This is a genomic window from Pseudomonas sp. 9AZ, assembly GCF_902506525.1.
Lineage (GTDB): Bacteria > Pseudomonadota > Gammaproteobacteria > Pseudomonadales > Pseudomonadaceae > Aquipseudomonas > Aquipseudomonas peli.
On sequence record NZ_LR733840.1, the window covers coordinates 641,035 to 658,334 of the forward strand.

At 60.6% G+C, this 17,300-nt stretch carries 18 protein-coding genes; 3 read left to right on the top strand and 15 right to left on the bottom strand.

Going from position 1 to position 17,300, the window contains the following annotated elements:
- The first annotated feature begins 14 nt into the window (after positions 1-14).
- Positions 15-653: a TetR/AcrR family transcriptional regulator gene (locus tag ALTER154_RS03120; protein WP_160085208.1), complete on the top strand. Its 639-nt coding sequence runs from the start codon at positions 15-17 to the stop codon at positions 651-653.
- A gap of 161 nt (positions 654-814) precedes the next feature.
- Here the strand turns inward: ALTER154_RS03120 and ALTER154_RS03125 are convergent, their stop codons facing one another.
- Positions 815-1,603, bottom strand: a complete 789-nt coding sequence (locus ALTER154_RS03125; RefSeq protein WP_160085209.1) for a class I SAM-dependent methyltransferase — start codon at positions 1,601-1,603, stop codon at positions 815-817.
- A gap of 106 nt (positions 1,604-1,709) precedes the next feature.
- Here ALTER154_RS03125 and ALTER154_RS03130 point away from each other — a divergent pair, with 106 nt between their 5' ends.
- Positions 1,710-2,474 carry a hypothetical protein gene (locus ALTER154_RS03130; RefSeq protein WP_256665419.1) on the top strand — a complete coding sequence of 255 codons (765 nt, stop codon included), beginning with the start codon at positions 1,710-1,712 and terminating at the stop codon, positions 2,472-2,474.
- Positions 2,475-2,482: 8 nt separating this feature from the next.
- Here the strand turns inward: ALTER154_RS03130 and ALTER154_RS03135 are convergent, their stop codons facing one another.
- The 7 genes from ALTER154_RS03135 to ppc form a co-directional block, all read right to left on the bottom strand.
- Positions 2,483-3,175, bottom strand: coding sequence for an extensin family protein (locus tag ALTER154_RS03135; protein ID WP_160085210.1), 693 nt, complete (start codon positions 3,173-3,175; stop codon positions 2,483-2,485).
- Positions 3,176-3,188: 13 nt separating this feature from the next.
- Complete coding sequence (locus tag ALTER154_RS03140; RefSeq protein ID WP_160089995.1) at positions 3,189-4,049, bottom strand: DUF72 domain-containing protein; 861 nt, start codon at positions 4,047-4,049, stop codon at positions 3,189-3,191.
- A gap of 137 nt (positions 4,050-4,186) precedes the next feature.
- Complete coding sequence (locus ALTER154_RS03145; RefSeq protein WP_160085211.1) at positions 4,187-4,528, bottom strand: hypothetical protein; 342 nt, start codon at positions 4,526-4,528, stop codon at positions 4,187-4,189.
- A 134-nt stretch (positions 4,529-4,662) separates the two neighbouring features.
- A complete protein-coding gene (gene tsaB, locus ALTER154_RS03150; RefSeq protein WP_160085212.1) occupies positions 4,663-5,343 on the bottom strand; it encodes a tRNA (adenosine(37)-N6)-threonylcarbamoyltransferase complex dimerization subunit type 1 TsaB in 681 nt (226 codons plus the stop codon).
- 161 nt (positions 5,344-5,504) lie between these two features.
- The gene (locus tag ALTER154_RS03155; protein ID WP_160085213.1) at positions 5,505-6,290 is read right to left on the bottom strand and encodes a 5'-nucleotidase, lipoprotein e(P4) family; all 786 of its coding nucleotides are present in this window, start codon (positions 6,288-6,290) and stop codon (positions 5,505-5,507) included.
- 194 nt (positions 6,291-6,484) lie between these two features.
- Positions 6,485-7,132, bottom strand: coding sequence for an adenylate kinase (gene adk, locus ALTER154_RS03160; protein WP_090248532.1), 648 nt, complete (start codon positions 7,130-7,132; stop codon positions 6,485-6,487).
- A 246-nt stretch (positions 7,133-7,378) separates the two neighbouring features.
- The gene (gene ppc, locus ALTER154_RS03165; protein ID WP_160085214.1) at positions 7,379-10,015 is read right to left on the bottom strand and encodes a phosphoenolpyruvate carboxylase; all 2,637 of its coding nucleotides are present in this window, start codon (positions 10,013-10,015) and stop codon (positions 7,379-7,381) included.
- Positions 10,016-10,175: 160 nt separating this feature from the next.
- Between ppc and ALTER154_RS03170 the strand changes: the two genes are divergently transcribed.
- Positions 10,176-10,517, top strand: coding sequence for a pilin assembly protein (locus tag ALTER154_RS03170; protein WP_160085215.1), 342 nt, complete (start codon positions 10,176-10,178; stop codon positions 10,515-10,517).
- 2 nt (positions 10,518-10,519) lie between these two features.
- Here the strand turns inward: ALTER154_RS03170 and ALTER154_RS03175 are convergent, their stop codons facing one another.
- The 7 genes from ALTER154_RS03175 to prfB form a co-directional block, all read right to left on the bottom strand.
- A complete protein-coding gene (locus tag ALTER154_RS03175; protein ID WP_090248537.1) occupies positions 10,520-10,825 on the bottom strand; it encodes a hypothetical protein in 306 nt (101 codons plus the stop codon).
- Positions 10,826-10,917: 92 nt separating this feature from the next.
- On the bottom strand, positions 10,918-11,664 hold the full coding sequence (locus tag ALTER154_RS03180) for a TIGR00266 family protein (RefSeq protein WP_160085216.1): 747 nt from the start codon (positions 11,662-11,664) through the stop codon (positions 10,918-10,920).
- 117 nt (positions 11,665-11,781) lie between these two features.
- Positions 11,782-13,077 carry a flavohemoglobin expression-modulating QEGLA motif protein gene (locus tag ALTER154_RS03185; RefSeq protein WP_090248540.1) on the bottom strand — a complete coding sequence of 432 codons (1,296 nt, stop codon included), beginning with the start codon at positions 13,075-13,077 and terminating at the stop codon, positions 11,782-11,784.
- Between the two features lie 20 nt (positions 13,078-13,097).
- Entirely contained in the window at positions 13,098-13,649 is a 552-nt protein-coding gene (locus ALTER154_RS03190) for a hypothetical protein (RefSeq protein ID WP_160085217.1), read from the bottom strand.
- A gap of 30 nt (positions 13,650-13,679) precedes the next feature.
- Positions 13,680-14,393, bottom strand: coding sequence for a TetR/AcrR family transcriptional regulator (locus ALTER154_RS03195; RefSeq protein ID WP_160085218.1), 714 nt, complete (start codon positions 14,391-14,393; stop codon positions 13,680-13,682).
- Between the two features lie 127 nt (positions 14,394-14,520).
- The gene (lysS, locus tag ALTER154_RS03200) at positions 14,521-16,023 is read right to left on the bottom strand and encodes a lysine--tRNA ligase (RefSeq protein ID WP_090251173.1); all 1,503 of its coding nucleotides are present in this window, start codon (positions 16,021-16,023) and stop codon (positions 14,521-14,523) included.
- Between the two features lie 61 nt (positions 16,024-16,084).
- A protein-coding gene (gene prfB / locus ALTER154_RS03205) for a peptide chain release factor 2 (protein WP_160085219.1) occupies positions 16,085-17,180 on the bottom strand; the annotation gives its coding sequence in 2 pieces (ribosomal slippage) (positions 16,085-17,107 and positions 17,109-17,180; 1,095 coding nt in all).
- Positions 17,181-17,300: the final 120 nt, after the last annotated feature.

The following is a 17,300-nucleotide window of genomic DNA, read 5'->3' on the forward strand; positions in this document are numbered from 1 at the left end:
ATTAAAAACGACCAATGCCAAACAAAGTGTTGCCACCCAGCGGCCCCGGCCGACCCAAAGATCTGGCCAAACGCAAAGCCATTCTGGAAGCGGCGAAGACCCTGTTTCTTAGCAATGGTTATGACGGTAGCAGCATGGACGCAATTGCCGCGGAAGCCGGGGTTTCCAAACTCACGGTGTACAGCCACTTCACCGACAAGGAGAAGCTGTTCGCTGAAGCCGTGAAGTCCAAATGCGAAGAGCAACTACCCGAGCTGCTCTTCGAACTGGACGATCAGGTACCTATTGCGCAGACGCTGCTGAACATCGGTCGCGGCTTTAACCTGCTGATCAACAGCCGTGAGTCCGTGGAGCTGCACAGGGTGATGGTGAGCCTGGCGGCGCAGGACTCGACGCTGTCGCGGATGTTCTATGAAGCCGGCCCACAGCGTGTGCTGCACGGCATGGAAGAGCTGCTACGCAGCGCCGACCAGAGCGGCAAGCTGCGCGTACCCGACCCGCTGAGCGCCGCCGACCAGTTCTTCTGCCTGATCAAGGGCGGTGCCAACTTTCGCCTGTTGATCGGCTGTGGCGAGGCCTTGCAAGGCAACGAGGCCGAAGCCCATGTGCGCGATGCGGTAGACGTTTTTCTGCGCGCCTTCCGCGCCGAGTAGCAGTCCGTTGAAAAACGTAGGCGAGGCAGCCAGCGCAAGGCAAAACAGGCGAAAAGGCGGAGTTTACAAGTTGTAAATGAGCATTTTGAGCCTGTTTTTAACGCCGCGTTGGCAACGTAGGTAGTTTTTCAACGGCCTGCTAGCGCAAGGTGTCGCCAGCGTTACTCGCTGGCTGGCTGCAGCTTCTTCTTCGGGTAGATGTCGTAGCGACTGGATTTGCCTTCCAGGGCATAACCCGGCTTGGCGCCTTCAATCAGCGGGGCCTTGCGTGGGCGCTTGACCACCACCCGATGGCTGGCCAGGTTCAGCGCCGCTTCAAGCAATGCGGGCGCATCCAGGTCATCGCCAACAAAGGGCCGGAACAGGCGCATCTCTTTCTTCACCAGCGCACTCTTGTCGCGGTGTGGGAACATCGGGTCGAGGTAGATCACCTGCGGCGGCTCGCCCTGCCAGGCGCGCATCAGCTCGATGGCATTACCATTGAGCAACCGCATCTGCGCAGCAATCGGCGCCACATCGCGATCCAGCGCCGCACGCACGAGACCATCCTCAAGCAACGCGGCAATCAGCGGTTGGCGCTCGATCAAGGTCATGCGGCAACCCAGGCTGGCCAACACAAAGGCATCGCGCCCCAGGCCAGCGGTGGCATCCAACACAGTCGGACGCACCCCAGCCTGCACCCCAACCGCCTTGGCAATCATCTGCCCACTGCCGCCACCGAACAGCCGCCGATGCGCCACAGCGCCTTCGACAAAATCCACTCTCACCGGCCCCGGAGCCTGCGGGCCCAGCTCAACCAGCTGCAAGCCGCCCTCACCCAGTTGCAGGGCAAACTCGCTGTCGCCCTCCAGCGGTAAACCCAGGCGCGCGGCCCAGGCTTCAGCCGCCGCCTGCAGATGGGTAGCGAGGGCTTGCATACGAACTCTGGCTATTAGCCGCTCATCACTCATCAGAAAATGTGCTCAAAAATCACTCAATTGACCGTCACAGCGGCCGATAACCTGCCTGAGCGGCATTTTGCCAGACCCGGCAGCTTCCAGCCGCACCGAGTTCGCCATGTTCGATGTAATTTCCGCCCCACGCAGCGTCGCGCCGTCGGCCGCTAATACCAGTTCAATCAGCGAGACGCTGGAGGATGGCAAACGCGCGTCGCTGGATTACCAAATCCTGCGGCGCACCCTGATGCCCGATGAGGTGGAAGCCGAAGCGCCTGCCAAGGCGCCGGAAACGCCCAGCGAGCCGCCCGCTATCACCGCCCAGGCCAGTGATTTTCAGGAAATGGCAGCCCAGCGCGAGCTGGAGCTGAACGTCAACATCAACGCCGAACCGAAGAAAACCGATCCACTGGTGCTCGATCTGGCCGGTAACGGCTTCAGCACCAGCGGCCTGGCCCGCTCGGTACGCTTCGATCTGGATGCCGACGGCAAGCTCGACCAGATCAGCGTGCCCACCGGCGACGATGCCCTGCTCGCTTATGACCGCAACGCTAACGGCCGCATTGATGATGGTCGCGAGCTGTTTGGCGACCAGAATGGCGCAGCCAACGGCTTTGCCGAACTGCGCAAATACGATGACAACGGCGATGGCCGTATCGACAGCCAGGATGCGATCTTCGAACGCCTGAGCCTACTTCGTTTCGACGCGCAGGGTCGGCAGTCGAGCCAGTCGCTAAGCCAGGCTGGCGTCAGCGCCATCGACCTGCAAGCGCGCGACGTGAAGATTGCTCTGGGCGCCTACGACGAAATCGCCCAACTCGGCCGCTTCGAGTTCGCCGACGGCCGCAGCGGCCAGGCTGCCGACCTATTGTTGGCGCAGCGTTAAGCCGCTACTTAACGGCACATGCGCCATAACCCCATATCCACATGAAAGTGGTCACGATGGGCCGCGTTGTATTCCGGCCCCAGCGTGGTGTTAAAGCGCCGACAAGCCCCCTGCTGCACCTGGCGCAGAAACTCGGCGTTCTTGCCCTCTTTGGGCCAATCCTGCAGCACGCTGATGCGCCGCCCATCAGCCAGGCGAAACCCGACGATATCCAGCGCATTGGCCGAGGCATGCTGGCTACGCCGCTGACTGCCAGCAATGGTACGGCAGGCAAAGCTGCCCACATGCTCAACCCGCGCCACGCGCTGACCAAACACGGACTGGGCTGTTGGCTGCAAGTCATGCTGCTCGAACAGGGCAAAGGCCGCCGCCAGCGGGCAACTGGCGATAAAGCTGCTGCTGAAAGCAACTCCAGAGCTGTGTACGCGCAGGGTATTGTTCAACGGACAGGCCACCTCTGGGCTGCTGTCGGCTTGCGGGGTAAAGCGCAGTGAAGAGGTGTTCAATGCCTGCTGGCATAGCGCCGGATCGTCCTGCAACCGCCAGAGCTTGAAGCTGGTCAGCAGGTTCGGCGTCTCGCGAATATCCAGCACTGCCCAGGGGTTCCAGCGCGGCGGCACATCCAGCCAGCCACGCCAGATCACCAGCAACAGGCCGGCGAGCATTACACAGAGAAGCAGAAAAGCACGGAATAAAGTCATGGAGCGCAGCCTATCAGAGCAGGCCCAACTGCTCGACCTCGTCCTCGACCTGCACCTGAGGTAAGGCTGGCAACCCTGGCAAACGCTGCATCAATTGCTGGTGGAAGCGCTGTGCTAGCTGCGGAGCCAGGCGATTATCCGAGGTATGTAGGAATACGTAGGGCGTGCGCCCTCCTTCAATCCAGCCCGCCACCTTGTCCAACCAAGGCGCCATAAAAGGGTCATTGGCCAGTAACTCGGGATGACCAATAAAGCGCAGCTGCGGGGCCTGGCTAAAGGCAGTGGGCCGCAGCGGCAGACGCGGTTTCTTGGCCTGCGCATGCAATACGGCTGGCGCGCTGGATACACAGCTGAACAACGCCCGCGAATCCAGACAGATGCGCTCAATACCACGGCCATGCAGTAGACGATTAAGGCTGCGTTCTTCCTCGCCCTTGGCAAAGAACGCCGGATGACGCACCTCGACGGCCAGCGCCTCGGCCTGCCAAGGCTCGATAAAAGCGCTCAGCTCCGCCAGGCGCTGCGGGCCGAAGCTTGCGGGCAGTTGCAGCCAGAACGGCGCGACCCGCTTACCCAACGGCGCCAATAGGCGGCGAAAATCGTCGCTGGCGCTCAGTTGGTCACGCAGGTCGCCGTTATGGCTGATCTCGCGCGGTAGCTTGGCGCAAAAGCGCAGATGCGCCGGCATTCGCTCGGCCCAACGGGCCACGGTATCGACGGAAGGCTTTGCGTAGAAGGTGGTATTGCCCTCAACAGCATTGAACACCTGAGCATACAACGGCAGAAAGTCGGCGCTGCGACTGCCTTCTGGATACAAAGAACCGCGCCAGGCGGGCTCGCTCCATGACGGGCAACCGAGGTAGTAAGGCAAGATCAATTCGAAGACCGTTGAGAAAGGTAGCGAGCAAAGACGAAATCAGCTGAGGGGAGCAGTGTACGAGTTGTATATGAGTACGACGAGGCTGATATCAACGCGGCATGGCCGAGCGCAGTAGTTTCGCAGGGGTTCTTCTAGGCGTAGAGGTCGAGGCCCATAACCTGCTGGGCATCCGCCTCGCTGGCGAAACTGGCGGTTGAGCTGTAGCTGGCCAACGCCTGGGCGGCGCGGTTGTTCAGTGGCGGCTGATACAGCTGGTCTTGCAGGCGCGAAGGCAGGCTGTCGCTGCTGGCATTACCGGCTTCGACCTTGCGCGTTTGGGCTACTGGCTCAAAGCCCTGGGTGCTGGCAGGTGATGCAGGCTGCTCGCGACGCTCCTCAATCTCGCGCTGTGCTTCGCGAAATGGCGTAACCGCAGAGCCCGAGCGGGCACTGCGGTCTGGCGAATAAGAGGAGGTAAAACCGTCGATACGCATCAGTTACTGCTCGGCTTGCTTAGCCAACGATGGACACAAGTGATGGCAATTTAGCCCCCGTAGACCGGCTTGGCAATCAAGCGCGGTGCAACGCGGCAATATGCGCGACAGAAGGTGCGCCGATACCCAGCGGTTTAAACCGAGGCTTTGGGCGTGGCCACTTGATCCCGCAGGTAGACCGGCTGCGCCAGGTCAGCGTCCAGCGCCTCACCACGCGCCCAGGCAAAGCGCGCCAGGCTGAGCAGGTCTTCGGCATGCGGCAGCATGGCGGCATCCTGCCCGCTGACGGCAACTGGAATACGCGCTGCAAAGGTGCCCCAACCAGTACCGGCAGCAAACCAGTCGCCGCTGGCATCACCCGGCAGACAGGCACGCTCCGGAGGCAATACAGCCTCGACGCCGGCCAGGCGCATTTCGCCCTGCTCAGCGCGGTAGCAGCCCCAATAGACTTCATCCATACGCGCATCAATGGCTGCAGCCACCTGCTGCGCGCCATGCTCACGCAAGCTGCGCTGCGCCAGCACGGCCAGATTGGAAACAGGCAGCACCGGACGCTCCAGGGCAAACGCCAACCCCTGCACCACGCCAATGGCAATCCGTACACCGGTAAAAGCGCCAGGACCGCGGCCAAAGGCAATTGCGTCGAGCGCCGACAACGGCACCTCGGCATCGGCTAGCAGCTGCTTGATCATGGGCAGCAGACGCTGGGCGTGCAGGCGCGGAATCACTTCGTAGTGGCTGAGCACCTGACCGTTATGCAGCAGGGCAACGGAGCAGGCTTCGGTGGCAGTATCCAGGGCCAGGAGAGTGGTCATTGCAGTCGGACAGGTGACGAAATGGACGGGCATTAGACCGGCTTGAGGCATTTTTTTCCAGCGCAATCACTGTCGCGCGCGCCTGTCACGCGAGCGAACTCACAGCATCACAAGCTTGCAGCGAGCCAGAACAGGCCCGCTGCTGCCTGACTAAAGCGTGCTTACCAGGGCTGGATAACGGTCTTGGCATCCCAACCTTGCAACGGCGCTTTGGACCAAGTGCCGTAACTCGCGTTGGGGAAGACAATCCACTCGGTGCCCCATTTACCTGCTTCGGCGGCCACGGTAGCGCGTTGATCGGCTAGCGGCGTCTTGCGAAAACGCGCATCGAAGTCATGCAGGGTGTCCCCCAGCAGCAACACGATCTGATGATCTGCACTGACGATGGCGCGACGTTCCACTTTAGGCGGCCCCAGCAACAGCACGCTTTCTTCAGAGATTTGCGGCAGCCCGAGCTTGCTCAGCGTGGCCAGGGTGTACTTCTTCTGCTCATCGGCGCGATCAGAGATGTAGCGAATGGTCACCCCGAGCTTGTCGGCGTGCTCAAGAAATTGCTTCGCACCTGGAATCAGCGCAGGAGTACCGTCACGCTCCCAAGGCAGCCAGGTGTCCCAGGCGTCATAGGTGTGACAGTTGGCCAGATCACGCGCAAGCAGGGCGCTGTTATCAATAACGGTTTCATCCAAGTCGGTAACGATGGCCAGCTTGGACGGATCTTTCGCTGCGGCCACTGCCGCATCCAGCTTCAGCGTCGCGATGTTGTACGCCTGCAGCTGCAGGGCCTGAACTTCCGCCGATTGCTGCTGGAAGCGCAGCCCCATGGTGAACTCGGCAACGCTGCAGTCGGTCTTGGGCTTCGCCGGAGTCTCGGCGAAGGTCGCAGGACTCCCCACCAGTGCTAACGCAAGGCCCAACCAGATGGCACTCTTTGCTGTTTTCTCGGTCATTGAATGCGCTCTCTTCCTTAGTATAAGTAAAGGCTTAATGCCTACGACCAGCCCATCCTGGTATAGACCAAACCGATGCTAACTTAGGCGAGCAAGGTTACTGTTCCATGAACGACGCTCAGCGAGTCCAGCGCGCCAACCGCAGAAACGACAACGGCCCGCAAAAGCGGGCCGTTGGCTGACTGCAGCAGGGCTTAGCTGAGCGCAGCAAGCACCTTGGCAGTGATCTCGTCGACCGAGCCAACGCCGGCGATGGCGCTGTACTTCGGCGTGCCATCAGCGGCAGCGAGCTTCTGATAGAAGTCCACCAGCGGCTTGGTCTGCGAATGGTAGACCGACAGGCGATGACGCACGGTTTCTTCTTTATCGTCGTCACGCTGGATCAGCGCTTCACCGGTTTCATCGTCAATACCGGCGACTTTCGGCGGATTGTGCTCGGTGTGGTAGACGCGGCCCGATGCAGGGTGCACGCGACGACCCGCGATACGGCCGACGATTTCTTCGTCATCAACGGCAATTTCGACCACGTTGTCGATGACCACGCCGGCTTCCTTCAGGGCTTCAGCCTGAGGAATGGTGCGCGGGAAGCCATCAAAGAGGAAACCATTGGCGCAATCGGCTTGGGCGATGCGCTCCTTGACCAGATTGATGATCAGGTCATCGGAGACCAGACCACCGCTGTCCATCACGCTTTTGGCAACCAGGCCCAATTCAGTGCCAGCCTTGACCGCAGCACGCAGCATGTCACCGGTGGAGATTTGCGGAATACCAAACTTCTTGGTGATGAAACCAGCTTGGGTACCTTTACCGGCACCGGGCGCCCCCAGCAAAATCACGCGCATCGATGTGCTCCTCAAGATTTAAGTAAAAATCGTCGGACTCGCCTCGTGGGGCCAATCTCAGAATTGTTCAAGCAGCGCTGCCAAACTGGGCCAGAGTGCCGAAAGGCCGCTCAAGATACACAGCGCACCCATAGCGCACAAGCCACCGAAAGTCGGATACACCTGCGACCACCTCTGAAAGGTAGTGCTTTCGCCAGCGCACTACATATGTTCCAGCGAAAGCCCCCTCTTCCCTCTGCAATACGCCTAGCCGGTGTTACGCAACCCCGCCGCAATACCCGCCACACTGACCAGCAAGGCCTGTTCCAGAGGGCTGTCGGCCTGATTATCACGCAGCCGTGAGCGCGCCAGCAGCTCGGCCTGGAGCAGGTGCAGCGGGTCCAGGTAGGTGTTGCGCACACTGATCGACTCCAGGGTTTCCGGGCTGTGCGCCAAGAGCTGCGACTGCTCGGTCAAACCCAGCACTGCGACCACCGCCTGCGACAATAGGCCGCGTAGATGCTCACCCAGCGGACGCAGGGCTGGCTCGACCAAACGCTCGTCATACAACTGGGCGATGGACTCGTCGGCCTTGGCCAGCACCATCTCCAGCATGTCGATACGCGTGCGGAAGAACGGCCAGTGCTCGCGCATCTGCCCGAGCAGCTCGCCTTCGCCGCGCTGCAAGGCATTGTCCAGCGCCGCTTCCCAGCCCAGCCAGGCCGGCAGCATCAGGCGCGTTTGCGTCCAGGCGAAAATCCACGGAATCGCGCGCAGGCTCTCGACGCCACCCTCGCGACGCTTGGCCGGGCGGCTGCCCAAAGGCAAGCGGCCCAACTCCTGCTCCGGCGTAGCCTGGCGGAAATAGTCGACGAATAACGGGTGTTCACGCACCACCGCGCGGTAGGCGCTGACGCCATCGCTGGCCAGTTTGTCCATCAACTCGCGCCAGGCCGGCTCCGGGCTAGGCGGCGGCAACAAGGTGGCTTCCAGCACTGCTGCCAGGTAGAGATTGAGGTTCTGTTCGGCGATATCTGGAAGGCCGAATTTGAAACGAATCATTTCACCCTGCTCGGTGGTGCGGAAACGCCCCGTCACCGAACCGGGCGGCTGCGACAGAATCGCCGCATGTGCCGGGCCACCGCCACGCCCCACCGTACCGCCGCGGCCGTGAAACAGCAGCAGCTCGACATCCTGTTCACGGCACACCTGCACCAGGGTTTCCTGGGCACGGTACTGCGCCCAGGCCGCCGCAGTGGTGCCAGCGTCCTTGGCCGAGTCGGAGTAACCGATCATTACTTCCTGCGGCCCGTGCAAGCGCGCGCGGTAGCCATGCAGCGCCAGCAGCCGGCTGATCACCGGACCGGCGTTGTCCAGATCGGCGAGGGTTTCAAACAGCGGCACCACGCGCATCGGCCGTTGCAACCCGGCTTCCTTGAGTAGCAGTTGCACTGCCAGCACATCGGAAGCCGCACCGGCCATGGAGATCACGTAGGAACCCAGGGATGCGGCAGGCGCACTGGCCACTTCACGGCAGGTGGCCAGTACCTCTGCGGTTTCGCCGCTGGGTTTGAAATGCCCCGGCAGCAGCGGCCGGCGGTTCTCCAGCTCTTTCAGCAGAAACGCCAGGCGCGCTTCTTCATCCCACTCGGCGTAACGACCCAGGCCGAGGTAATCGGTGATTTCACTCATGGCGGCGGCGTGGCGACTGGAGTCCTGACGCACATCCAGACACACTAGAAACAGCCCGAAGGTCGCCGCGCGGCGCAGGCAATCGAGCAACGGGCCATCGGCGATCACGCCCATGCCGCATTCATGCAGCGACTGGTAACACAGGGTCAGCGGATCGAGCAGCTCGCGGTTGTCCTGCAACACAGCAGCAGACGCCGGCACTTGCTCATGCAGCGCGGCCTGGGCCCAGCTGCGGGTGGCACGTAGACGCTCACGCAGCTGTTTGAGCAGACTACGATAGGGCTCGGCGCTCTCGCCTACACGCGCCAGCAGAGCCGGGCTGGCCTGCTGCATGGACAGATCGGCGGCCAGGTTATCGACATCGCGCAAGTACAGATCCGCCGCCATCCAGCGCGCCAGCAGCAGCACTTCGCGGGTAATGCTTGCGGTGACATTTGGGTTGCCGTCGCGGTCGCCGCCCATCCAGGAGGCGAAGCGAATCGGTGCGGAATCCAACGGCAGGTGCAACCCGGTGGCGCTGTGCAGCACTTGATCGGCCTTGCGCAGCACATTGGGAATGGCATGCCAGAGCGAATGTTCGATCACCGCAAAGCCCCATTTGGCTTCATCCACCGGGCTCGGCCGGCTGCGGCGGATTTCCTCGGTGTGCCAGGCCTCGGCAATCAGCCGCTGCAAGCGCTGTTTGACCTGCTCACGCTCGGCCGCCGAGAGGTCGCTATGGTCGCCGGCCGCCAGCTGTTCGGCTATCGCATCGTATTTCTGAATCAGGGTGCGCCGCGCCACTTCGGTGGGGTGCGCGGTCAGCACCAGCTCGATATCCAGGCGGCCGAACTGACGGGCCAGCGCCTCGCCTTTGTGGCCGTTGCTGGATAACCGCTGCAGCAGATCGGCAAGCATATTGTCTTCAAACGGCTGCGCTTCACCCGGCGCGCGGCGGCGTACACGGTGGTACTGCTCGGCGATATTGGCCAGGTTGAGAAATTGGTTGAACGCCCGCGCCACCGGCAGCAGCTCGTCATCATCCAGTTGATTGAGGGTTGCACTGAGTTGCTCTGCACCCTCCTGCGAACCGCGGCGCGAGGCCTTAGCGCCCTTGCGAATGCGCTCAATCTTGTCGAGAAAGGCAGCGCCATGCTGCACGCTGATGGTGTTACCCAGTAGTTCGCCGAGCTGGTGGACGTCCTCGCGCAGACGCGCGTCGATTTCTGCCATGAGTGTTGCCTCCGCTGATCCTGCCTCCAGAGTGCCCAGCGCGCCAACTTCTTACAAGTGCGCGACGCTGCGGCCGCACTTATCGGGGCAGGCACTAGTCTGAGTTAAGCAAGCCCAGCCCAGACTCACAGGGCGGGCACAGAACAGACACGAGGTCATCATGAAGATTCGCGAGCTTGTTCAGCACTGGCAGGAGAATGCCCAAGGGCGGCTGAGCGCAACGCCTTATCAGATACGACTCGACCTGGAAGCCGAAGCGCGTCTGGCGGCCTTGCAGGAGATGTACCCCAAGCACCACATTGAAGAGCTGCTCGGGGAATTGCTCGGTGCCGCGCTCGATGAGCTGGAGGCCAGCCTGCCCTACGTTCAGGGCAGCAAGGTGGTGGCCAGCGATGAACAGGGCGATCCGCTGTATGAAGACATCGGCCTCACACCGCGCTTCCTCGCCCTGTCACGCCGACATTTGCAGCGCCTCAGCGAACAGCAAAAGCAGACGGGCTGAGGTTATTGGCCTTCGCTGCAGCGCACAGCCTGCTTGCGGCGGTCGACGAGTACGCCGCTCAGACCCTTCTGCTCCAGGTCAAACATCACCAGTACGCCATCAATGCACTGGGCGACTTGGCTGGCAGGTTTGAGGGAGACTTTATAGTCCTCGCCCGGCACCGTCTTGAGCATGGTGAACTCGGACAGCAGCAACGCATCCTCTGGCTTGGCGATGTGCAGGTAGCCGTAATAGCTGAGCACAGCCACCGTGGCGCAGATGCTGCCAATACCGGTGAGGATCAGCGGGATGGGGTTTACTTCACTCATAACAGGCTCTCGGATTTTTCAGTTAGCGGGCTAAGCACAGGCGGCGCAGCTTGCAGCAAACATTCACGCCTGCAAAGGCCCAGATTGCCGCATCATTTGCCGCCAGCGCGTACTTCCTCGCGTGCTTTGAACGTCGCTTCATAGATGCGCTCGGCCAGGCGCGAGAACGGCAGGCTCTGCACCCACACCGTACCAGTGCCCTTGAGCGTAGCGAGGAGGATCCCCTCGCCGCCGAACAGCATGCTTTTCAGGTCGCCAGCCAGGGCGATGTCGTAATCAATGCCGCTGGTAAAAGCCACCAGACAACCGGTGTCCAGGCGCAGGGTTTCGTTATTCAGTTCCTTGCGAATGACCGTGCCACCGGCATGCACAAAGGCCAGGCCGTCACCTTCGAGCTTCTGCAGAATAAACCCTTCACCACCGAAGAAACCGGCGCCCAGACGCTTGTTAAAGCTGATCCCGACTGCCGTGCCATAGGCGGCGCAGAGAAAGGCGTCTTTCTGGCAAATCAGCGTACCGCCATGCTCCGCCAACTGGATCGGCACCACGGTGCCGGGATAAGGCGCCGCAAACGCTACGCGCGCCGGGGTTTTACCGGCATTGGAGAAGTGCGTCATAAACAGCGATTCACCGGTCAGCATGCGCTTGCCCATGCCCCACAGTGTGCCCAGCACACCGCTGGCGGCACCATCGCCCATGCGTGTTTCAAAGCGGATGCCGTCGGTCATATAGTTCATCACCCCAGCTTCGGCGATCACCGTTTCGCCGGGATCAAGAATGACCTCCACGCTCTGCGCGGAGGCGCCAAGGATTTCGTAGTCGAGTTGATGGCTGGGCATAGTGGCTCCTGAGCTGATGGCAGTGGCCGTCGACGCGGCGGGGTCTAGCGGCGTACTAACGCCTCAACCTACGATCAATTAGAGGTCAGTGAGTTGCGGCGGCGCTCAACAAAATGGTCACAGGATGTTGGCGTAGTCGGCTTCGATCCGATCAAGACTCAGGTGATTGAGGAAGTTGGAGAAACACATCCAGGCCGACAGCGAGTTGAGATCACTGAACTGCGGTGGCAGGTACTTGGGCGCAACAACCAACCCCTCATCCACCAGCTGACGCAAGGAGCGCATGTCTTCCAGGGTGGTCTTGCCGCAGAACAGCAGCGGAATCTGCTCCAGCTTGCCTTTGCGCACAGCCAGCTGGATGTAGTTGTAAATCATGATGAAGCCTTTCAAGTAGGACAGGTCCTTGGTGAAAGGCAGGCCGTTGGGGGTGGAACCACGGAACACCCGGTTGGCGTTGCTGTAGCTCTGCTCCTGGCTAAAACCCTGCTCGCGGTAGAAGTCGAACACTTGCAGGAAATCCGCGCCCTCTTCAGCCATGTGAATGGCGCGGGTGCGGTTGGTCAGCTTGCGTAAACGGGTTGGGTAGGAGGCAAAGGTGATCACCTCCATCAGGATTGCCAGGCCTTCCTGGGTCACCGTGGACGAGGGCGGGCCCTTGGCCAGAAAGGTGCAAACCGGCTGGCTCAGACCATTCAGGGTGGTCGCCACGTGCACCAGGCCCTCGTGCACTTCCAGGGCTTTTACATCGCGCTCATTGAACATCGCATCGGCGCGGATCTTGATGTAGTCGGCACCGGCGGCCGCATCGGCGAGAATACCGTCAGACTCAAACACCCGAATGGTGCCCTCCTCCTCGCCAAACACCTTGTTCAGGCGCTGTTGCAGCAGGTTGACGGCCTCTTTGGCGGTCAGGGTCTTGGCTTCATCCTTGAGGTCGCCGCGCTTGTCGATGTTATTCAGGAAGTCGGAAAACATCAGGCCCAGGTCGGCCAGGGTTGGATCGCCGGCATGGAAGGCGTCGGAAGCCGCACCGTAGAGTTCCTGGCTGATCAGGCCAAAGTCCTCGGTGCCGCGTGCTTCGAGCATGCGAATAACCATGCGGTACTCGCGGCACATGCGCCGCATGATCTTGCCCACCGGGTTGAACTGGCCAAGCTGGCGAGTGATGTCGCGCTCGATATTCTGGAATTCCAGCTTCTTCGCCGCCGCATCAAAGGGCAGCGGCCGGTTGGCGTAGTAGGCGCGGTCAACGGCTGGCAGTTTCTTGCCTTTGTGCTTGAGAAACTCGCTACGGATCGAGTCGTCCCATTTCACCGCATCCAGCACGCGAATCGGCGTCTGCGCGTCGACTAGACGGTCGGACAGCGCGCGCACGATCAGCTGATAATCGTCCAACCCGGTATGACTGTTCATGCTTTCCTCACCACAACCTGCTAGTCACCCGCTCGCTGATAACGCGCGACTTCGATAAACACATCCGAATTGGCCTGATCGTCGAGATAGCTGAACACCTGCTCCAGCGGGCTGCTGATCAGCACGCCATCGCCTTCTGCACCATCAATCACCTCGCCCTGTAAGGCACCTTGCTCCAACTCTTGAAGGATGCGGTCGACATCCAGGTTGTAGATCACCAGCTCATTGCTGGTGGTCAGCTCAAAACCGGCGATGGCGAAGTTCGCCCCCAGGCTTTTCGGCAACCCTACAGAGAGGTACCAGCGGCGGCCATGATGGGCCACGGTAAAGCCGTACTCCTCGACGCTGTCGAGGTTGTCCAGGCTGTCGACATAGGCCCGCGCCTTGTAAACGTTAGAGCCAGAGCGGGTAATTTGCAGATACAGCTGCTCGCCCCACTCATTCTTGCGCGACCACTCGCCAAGCAAGGGAATCGGGGCTGCTTCATTGGCGGGAATCGGGTCCTTGAAGGTTACCAGACAGCCACCAAGCAACAGGAAGGACACGGCAAGCAGCGCGCGCCAGGCTTTCATTCAGCTCTCCTTGTAAACGGATTGACCGGGTTACAAGCCCAGTACCAGATGCATATAACGTTTAAGCATGGCCAACATCTCTTCACTGTCTAGATGATCAACGCCATCAAGCAGGCCCTGATACTCCATGCGCACAATAATCGCCGTCAAGAGCTTGGCATCCTGCTCTGCTTGTTGTGAGCCCAGCACTTCAAAGAAGTGCGTCACGCCCTGCAGCAGAATCTGCCGATGGGCCCGCAACAGTTCATGCAGGCGTGGGTTAAGCAAGGCCTCCTGCTGAAAGGCCTGCTCGGCCAGCAGGTGCTCACGGCGGGTCAGCAATTGCTGACGCACGTACTCCACCGCCAACCGGGCGATTTCATTGGCCAGACGCCGGCGCGCCTCGGCACTGCCATCTAGACGGTTGACCTGCTCACGCAACAACCCTTCGGTACTGCTCCAGAACTGGCCCATATGCGCTGCGCTGCGCTCTACGAACTGAGCGAAGGTGTCGGTGATCAGGTCGTTGATGTCTTTGAAGTAATAAGTAGTCGCCGACAGCGGCACTTCGGCCTCAGCGGCCACCGCGCGGTGGCGTACGGCACGCACGCCTTCACGTACGATAATACGCATGGCGGCATCGAGAATGGCCTGGCGGCGCTGTTCACTGCCCTGTCGGCTGGCTTTGCGGCCGTGGTATTGCACGCTCTCGGCGACGGCGTTGGCCACCAGGGTGGCGCTTTCTTGGGCAGGCTTGGCTGTCACAGCAAGACGATCCTCTGTCGTTTATTCAAGATTACTAATGACTTAGTCAGTAAATCTCAAAAATAATCCATCTGCAGACAATAAAAAGCCAGGCAATAAAAAGCCGCCCGGAGGCGGCTTAGCAACATCAGGCCTGCGGACGCATGTGCGGGAACAGGATCACGTCGCGAATCGATGGTGAATTAGTCAGCAGCATCACCAAACGGTCGATACCAATCCCCTCACCCGCGGTCGGCGGCATGCCGTACTCCAGGGCGCGGACGAAGTCGGCGTCGTAGTGCATGGCTTCGTCGTCACCGGCGTCCTTGTCGGCCACTTGCTGCATAAAGCGCGCAGCCTGATCTTCGGCATCGTTGAGCTCGGAGTAGGCGTTGGCGATCTCGCGGCCACCGATAAACAGCTCGAAGCGGTCGGTCACGCTCGGATCATCATCACTGCGACGGGCCAGCGGCGACACTTCAAATGGGTAGCGCGTAATGAAGTGAGGCTGCTCCAGCTTGTGCTCGACCAGCTCTTCGAAAATCATCACCTGCAATTTGCCCAGACCTTCAAAACCCAGCACCTTGGCGCCGGCCTTCTTGGCGATGGCACGGGCCTTGTCGATGTCGGTCAGGTCGGCAGCAGTCAGCTCAGGGTTGTACTTGAGGATCGAGTCGAACACCGAAAGACGCACGAACGGCTCGCCAAAGTGGAACACTTTGTCGCCATAAGGCACGTCGGTGGTGCCGAGTACCAGCTGAGCCAGCTCGCGGAACAGCTCCTCGGTCAGGTCCATGTTGTCTTCGTAGTCGGCGTAAGCCTGGTAGAACTCCAACATGGTGAATTCCGGGTTATGCCGAGTCGAGACACCTTCGTTACGGAAGTTGCGGTTGATCTCGAACACCTTCTCGAAGCCGCCCACCACCAGACGCTTGAGGTAAAGCTCCGGCGCGATACGCAGGAACATCTGCATATCTAGGGCGTTGTGATGCGTCTCGAACGGCTTGGCCGCTGCGCCACCTGGGATGGTCTGCAGCATCGGCGTTTCCACTTCAAGGAAGTCGCGCTTCATCAGAAAGCTGCGGATGTGCGCGATAACCTGCGAGCGCACGCGGAACGTCTGGCGCACGTCTTCGTTGACGATCAGGTCAACGTAGCGCTGACGGTAGCGCTGCTCGGTATCGCTCAGGCCATGATGCTTGTCCGGCAGCGGGCGCAGCGACTTGGTCAGCAGGCGCACGTCGGTCATTTCCACGTACAGGTCGCCCTTGCCGGAACGGGCCAGGGTGCCAACGGCGGAGATGATGTCGCCCATGTCCCAGGTTTTCACCGCGGCCAGAGTTTCTTCCGACAGAGTCTTGCGGTTGACGTAGACCTGGATGCGCCCGGTCATGTCTTGAATCACCATGAACGAGCCACGGTTGAGCATGATGCGCCCAGCCACTTTGACCGGAATGGCCGCCTCGGCCAGCTCTTCCTTGCTCGATTCGGCGTACCGTTTCTGCAGGTCGGCGCAGTAGTTGTCACGGCGGAAATCATTCGGGAAGGCATTGCCCTGTTCACGGATAGCAGCAAGCTTTTCCTTGCGCTGGGCAACCAGCTTGTTTTCTTCCTGTTGCAGGTCGTGCTGGTCGAGTTGTTGGTCGCTCATGGTCATCGGTTTCCGTCACGGGTTCGTCACCTCCCCGCACAGGGGGAGGAACTGAAAGGTCTTACAGGCCCTGTTTCAGGCTGGCTTCGAGGTATTCGTCGATATCGCCGTCGAGCACCTTGTCGCAATCGCTGCGTTCGATGTTGGTCCGCAGATCCTTGATCCGCGAAGCATCGAGCACATAGGAGCGGATCTGGTGGCCCCAGCCAATATCCGACTTGGTCTCTTCCAGCGCCTGGGAGGCAGCGTTGCGCTTCTGCACTTCCTGCTCGTACAAGCGCGCACGCAACATCTTCATTGCGGTGTCTTTGTTGGCATGCTGTGAGCGTTCGTTTTGGCACGCCACCACGGTGTTGGTTGGTACGTGGGTGATACGTACCGCCGAGTCGGTGGTGTTTACGTGCTGACCACCGGCACCAGAGGAGCGGTAGGTGTCGATGCGCAGGTCAGCCGGGTTGATCTCGATCTCGATGTTGTCATCGATTTCCGGCGAGACGAACACCGCCGAGAACGAGGTGTGGCGACGGTTGCCAGAGTCGAACGGACTCTTACGCACCAAGCGGTGCACGCCGATCTCGGTACGCAGCCAGCCAAAGGCATACTCGCCCTTGATGTGCACGGTAGCGCCCTTGATCCCGGCGACTTCGCCGGCAGACAGCTCGACGATCTCGGCGCTGAAACCACGTTTGTCAGCCCAGCGCAGGTACATGCGCAATAGGATGTTGGCCCAGTCCTGCGCCTCGGTGCCGCCGGAGCCGGCCTGAATGTCGAGGTAGGCGTTGTTCATGTCCATGTCGCCGCTGAACATACGGCGGAATTCCAGCTTCTCGAGAATGCCGCGCAGGCGCTCGATTTCGCTGACGATATCGCTCACCGCACCTTCGTCGTTCTCTTCGACGGCCATATCGAGCAGGTCGCGCGAGTCGGCCAGACTGCCAGTAAGATCGTCGATGGTCTCGACGATCTGCGCCAGCATGGCGCGTTCGCGGCCCAGGTTCTGTGCGTATTCGGGGTTGTTCCAGACGTTAGCGTCTTCGAGTTCGCGGTTTACTTCGACCAGACGATCATGCTTGTGATCGTAGTCAAAGATACCCCCGAATAGTCTGGGTGCGCTCGGACAGGTCCTTGATGCTATTAAGGATCGGGTTGATTTCCATGGCTGGCAGCACTCGTAGGTCAAACTTTCGGAAAAGCCGGCGAGTATACCCCACTCGAATCCGCCCTTGCAGCCCGCAATTGGCGCTGGCGCACAGCCATGCAGACCAACGGCGCACTAT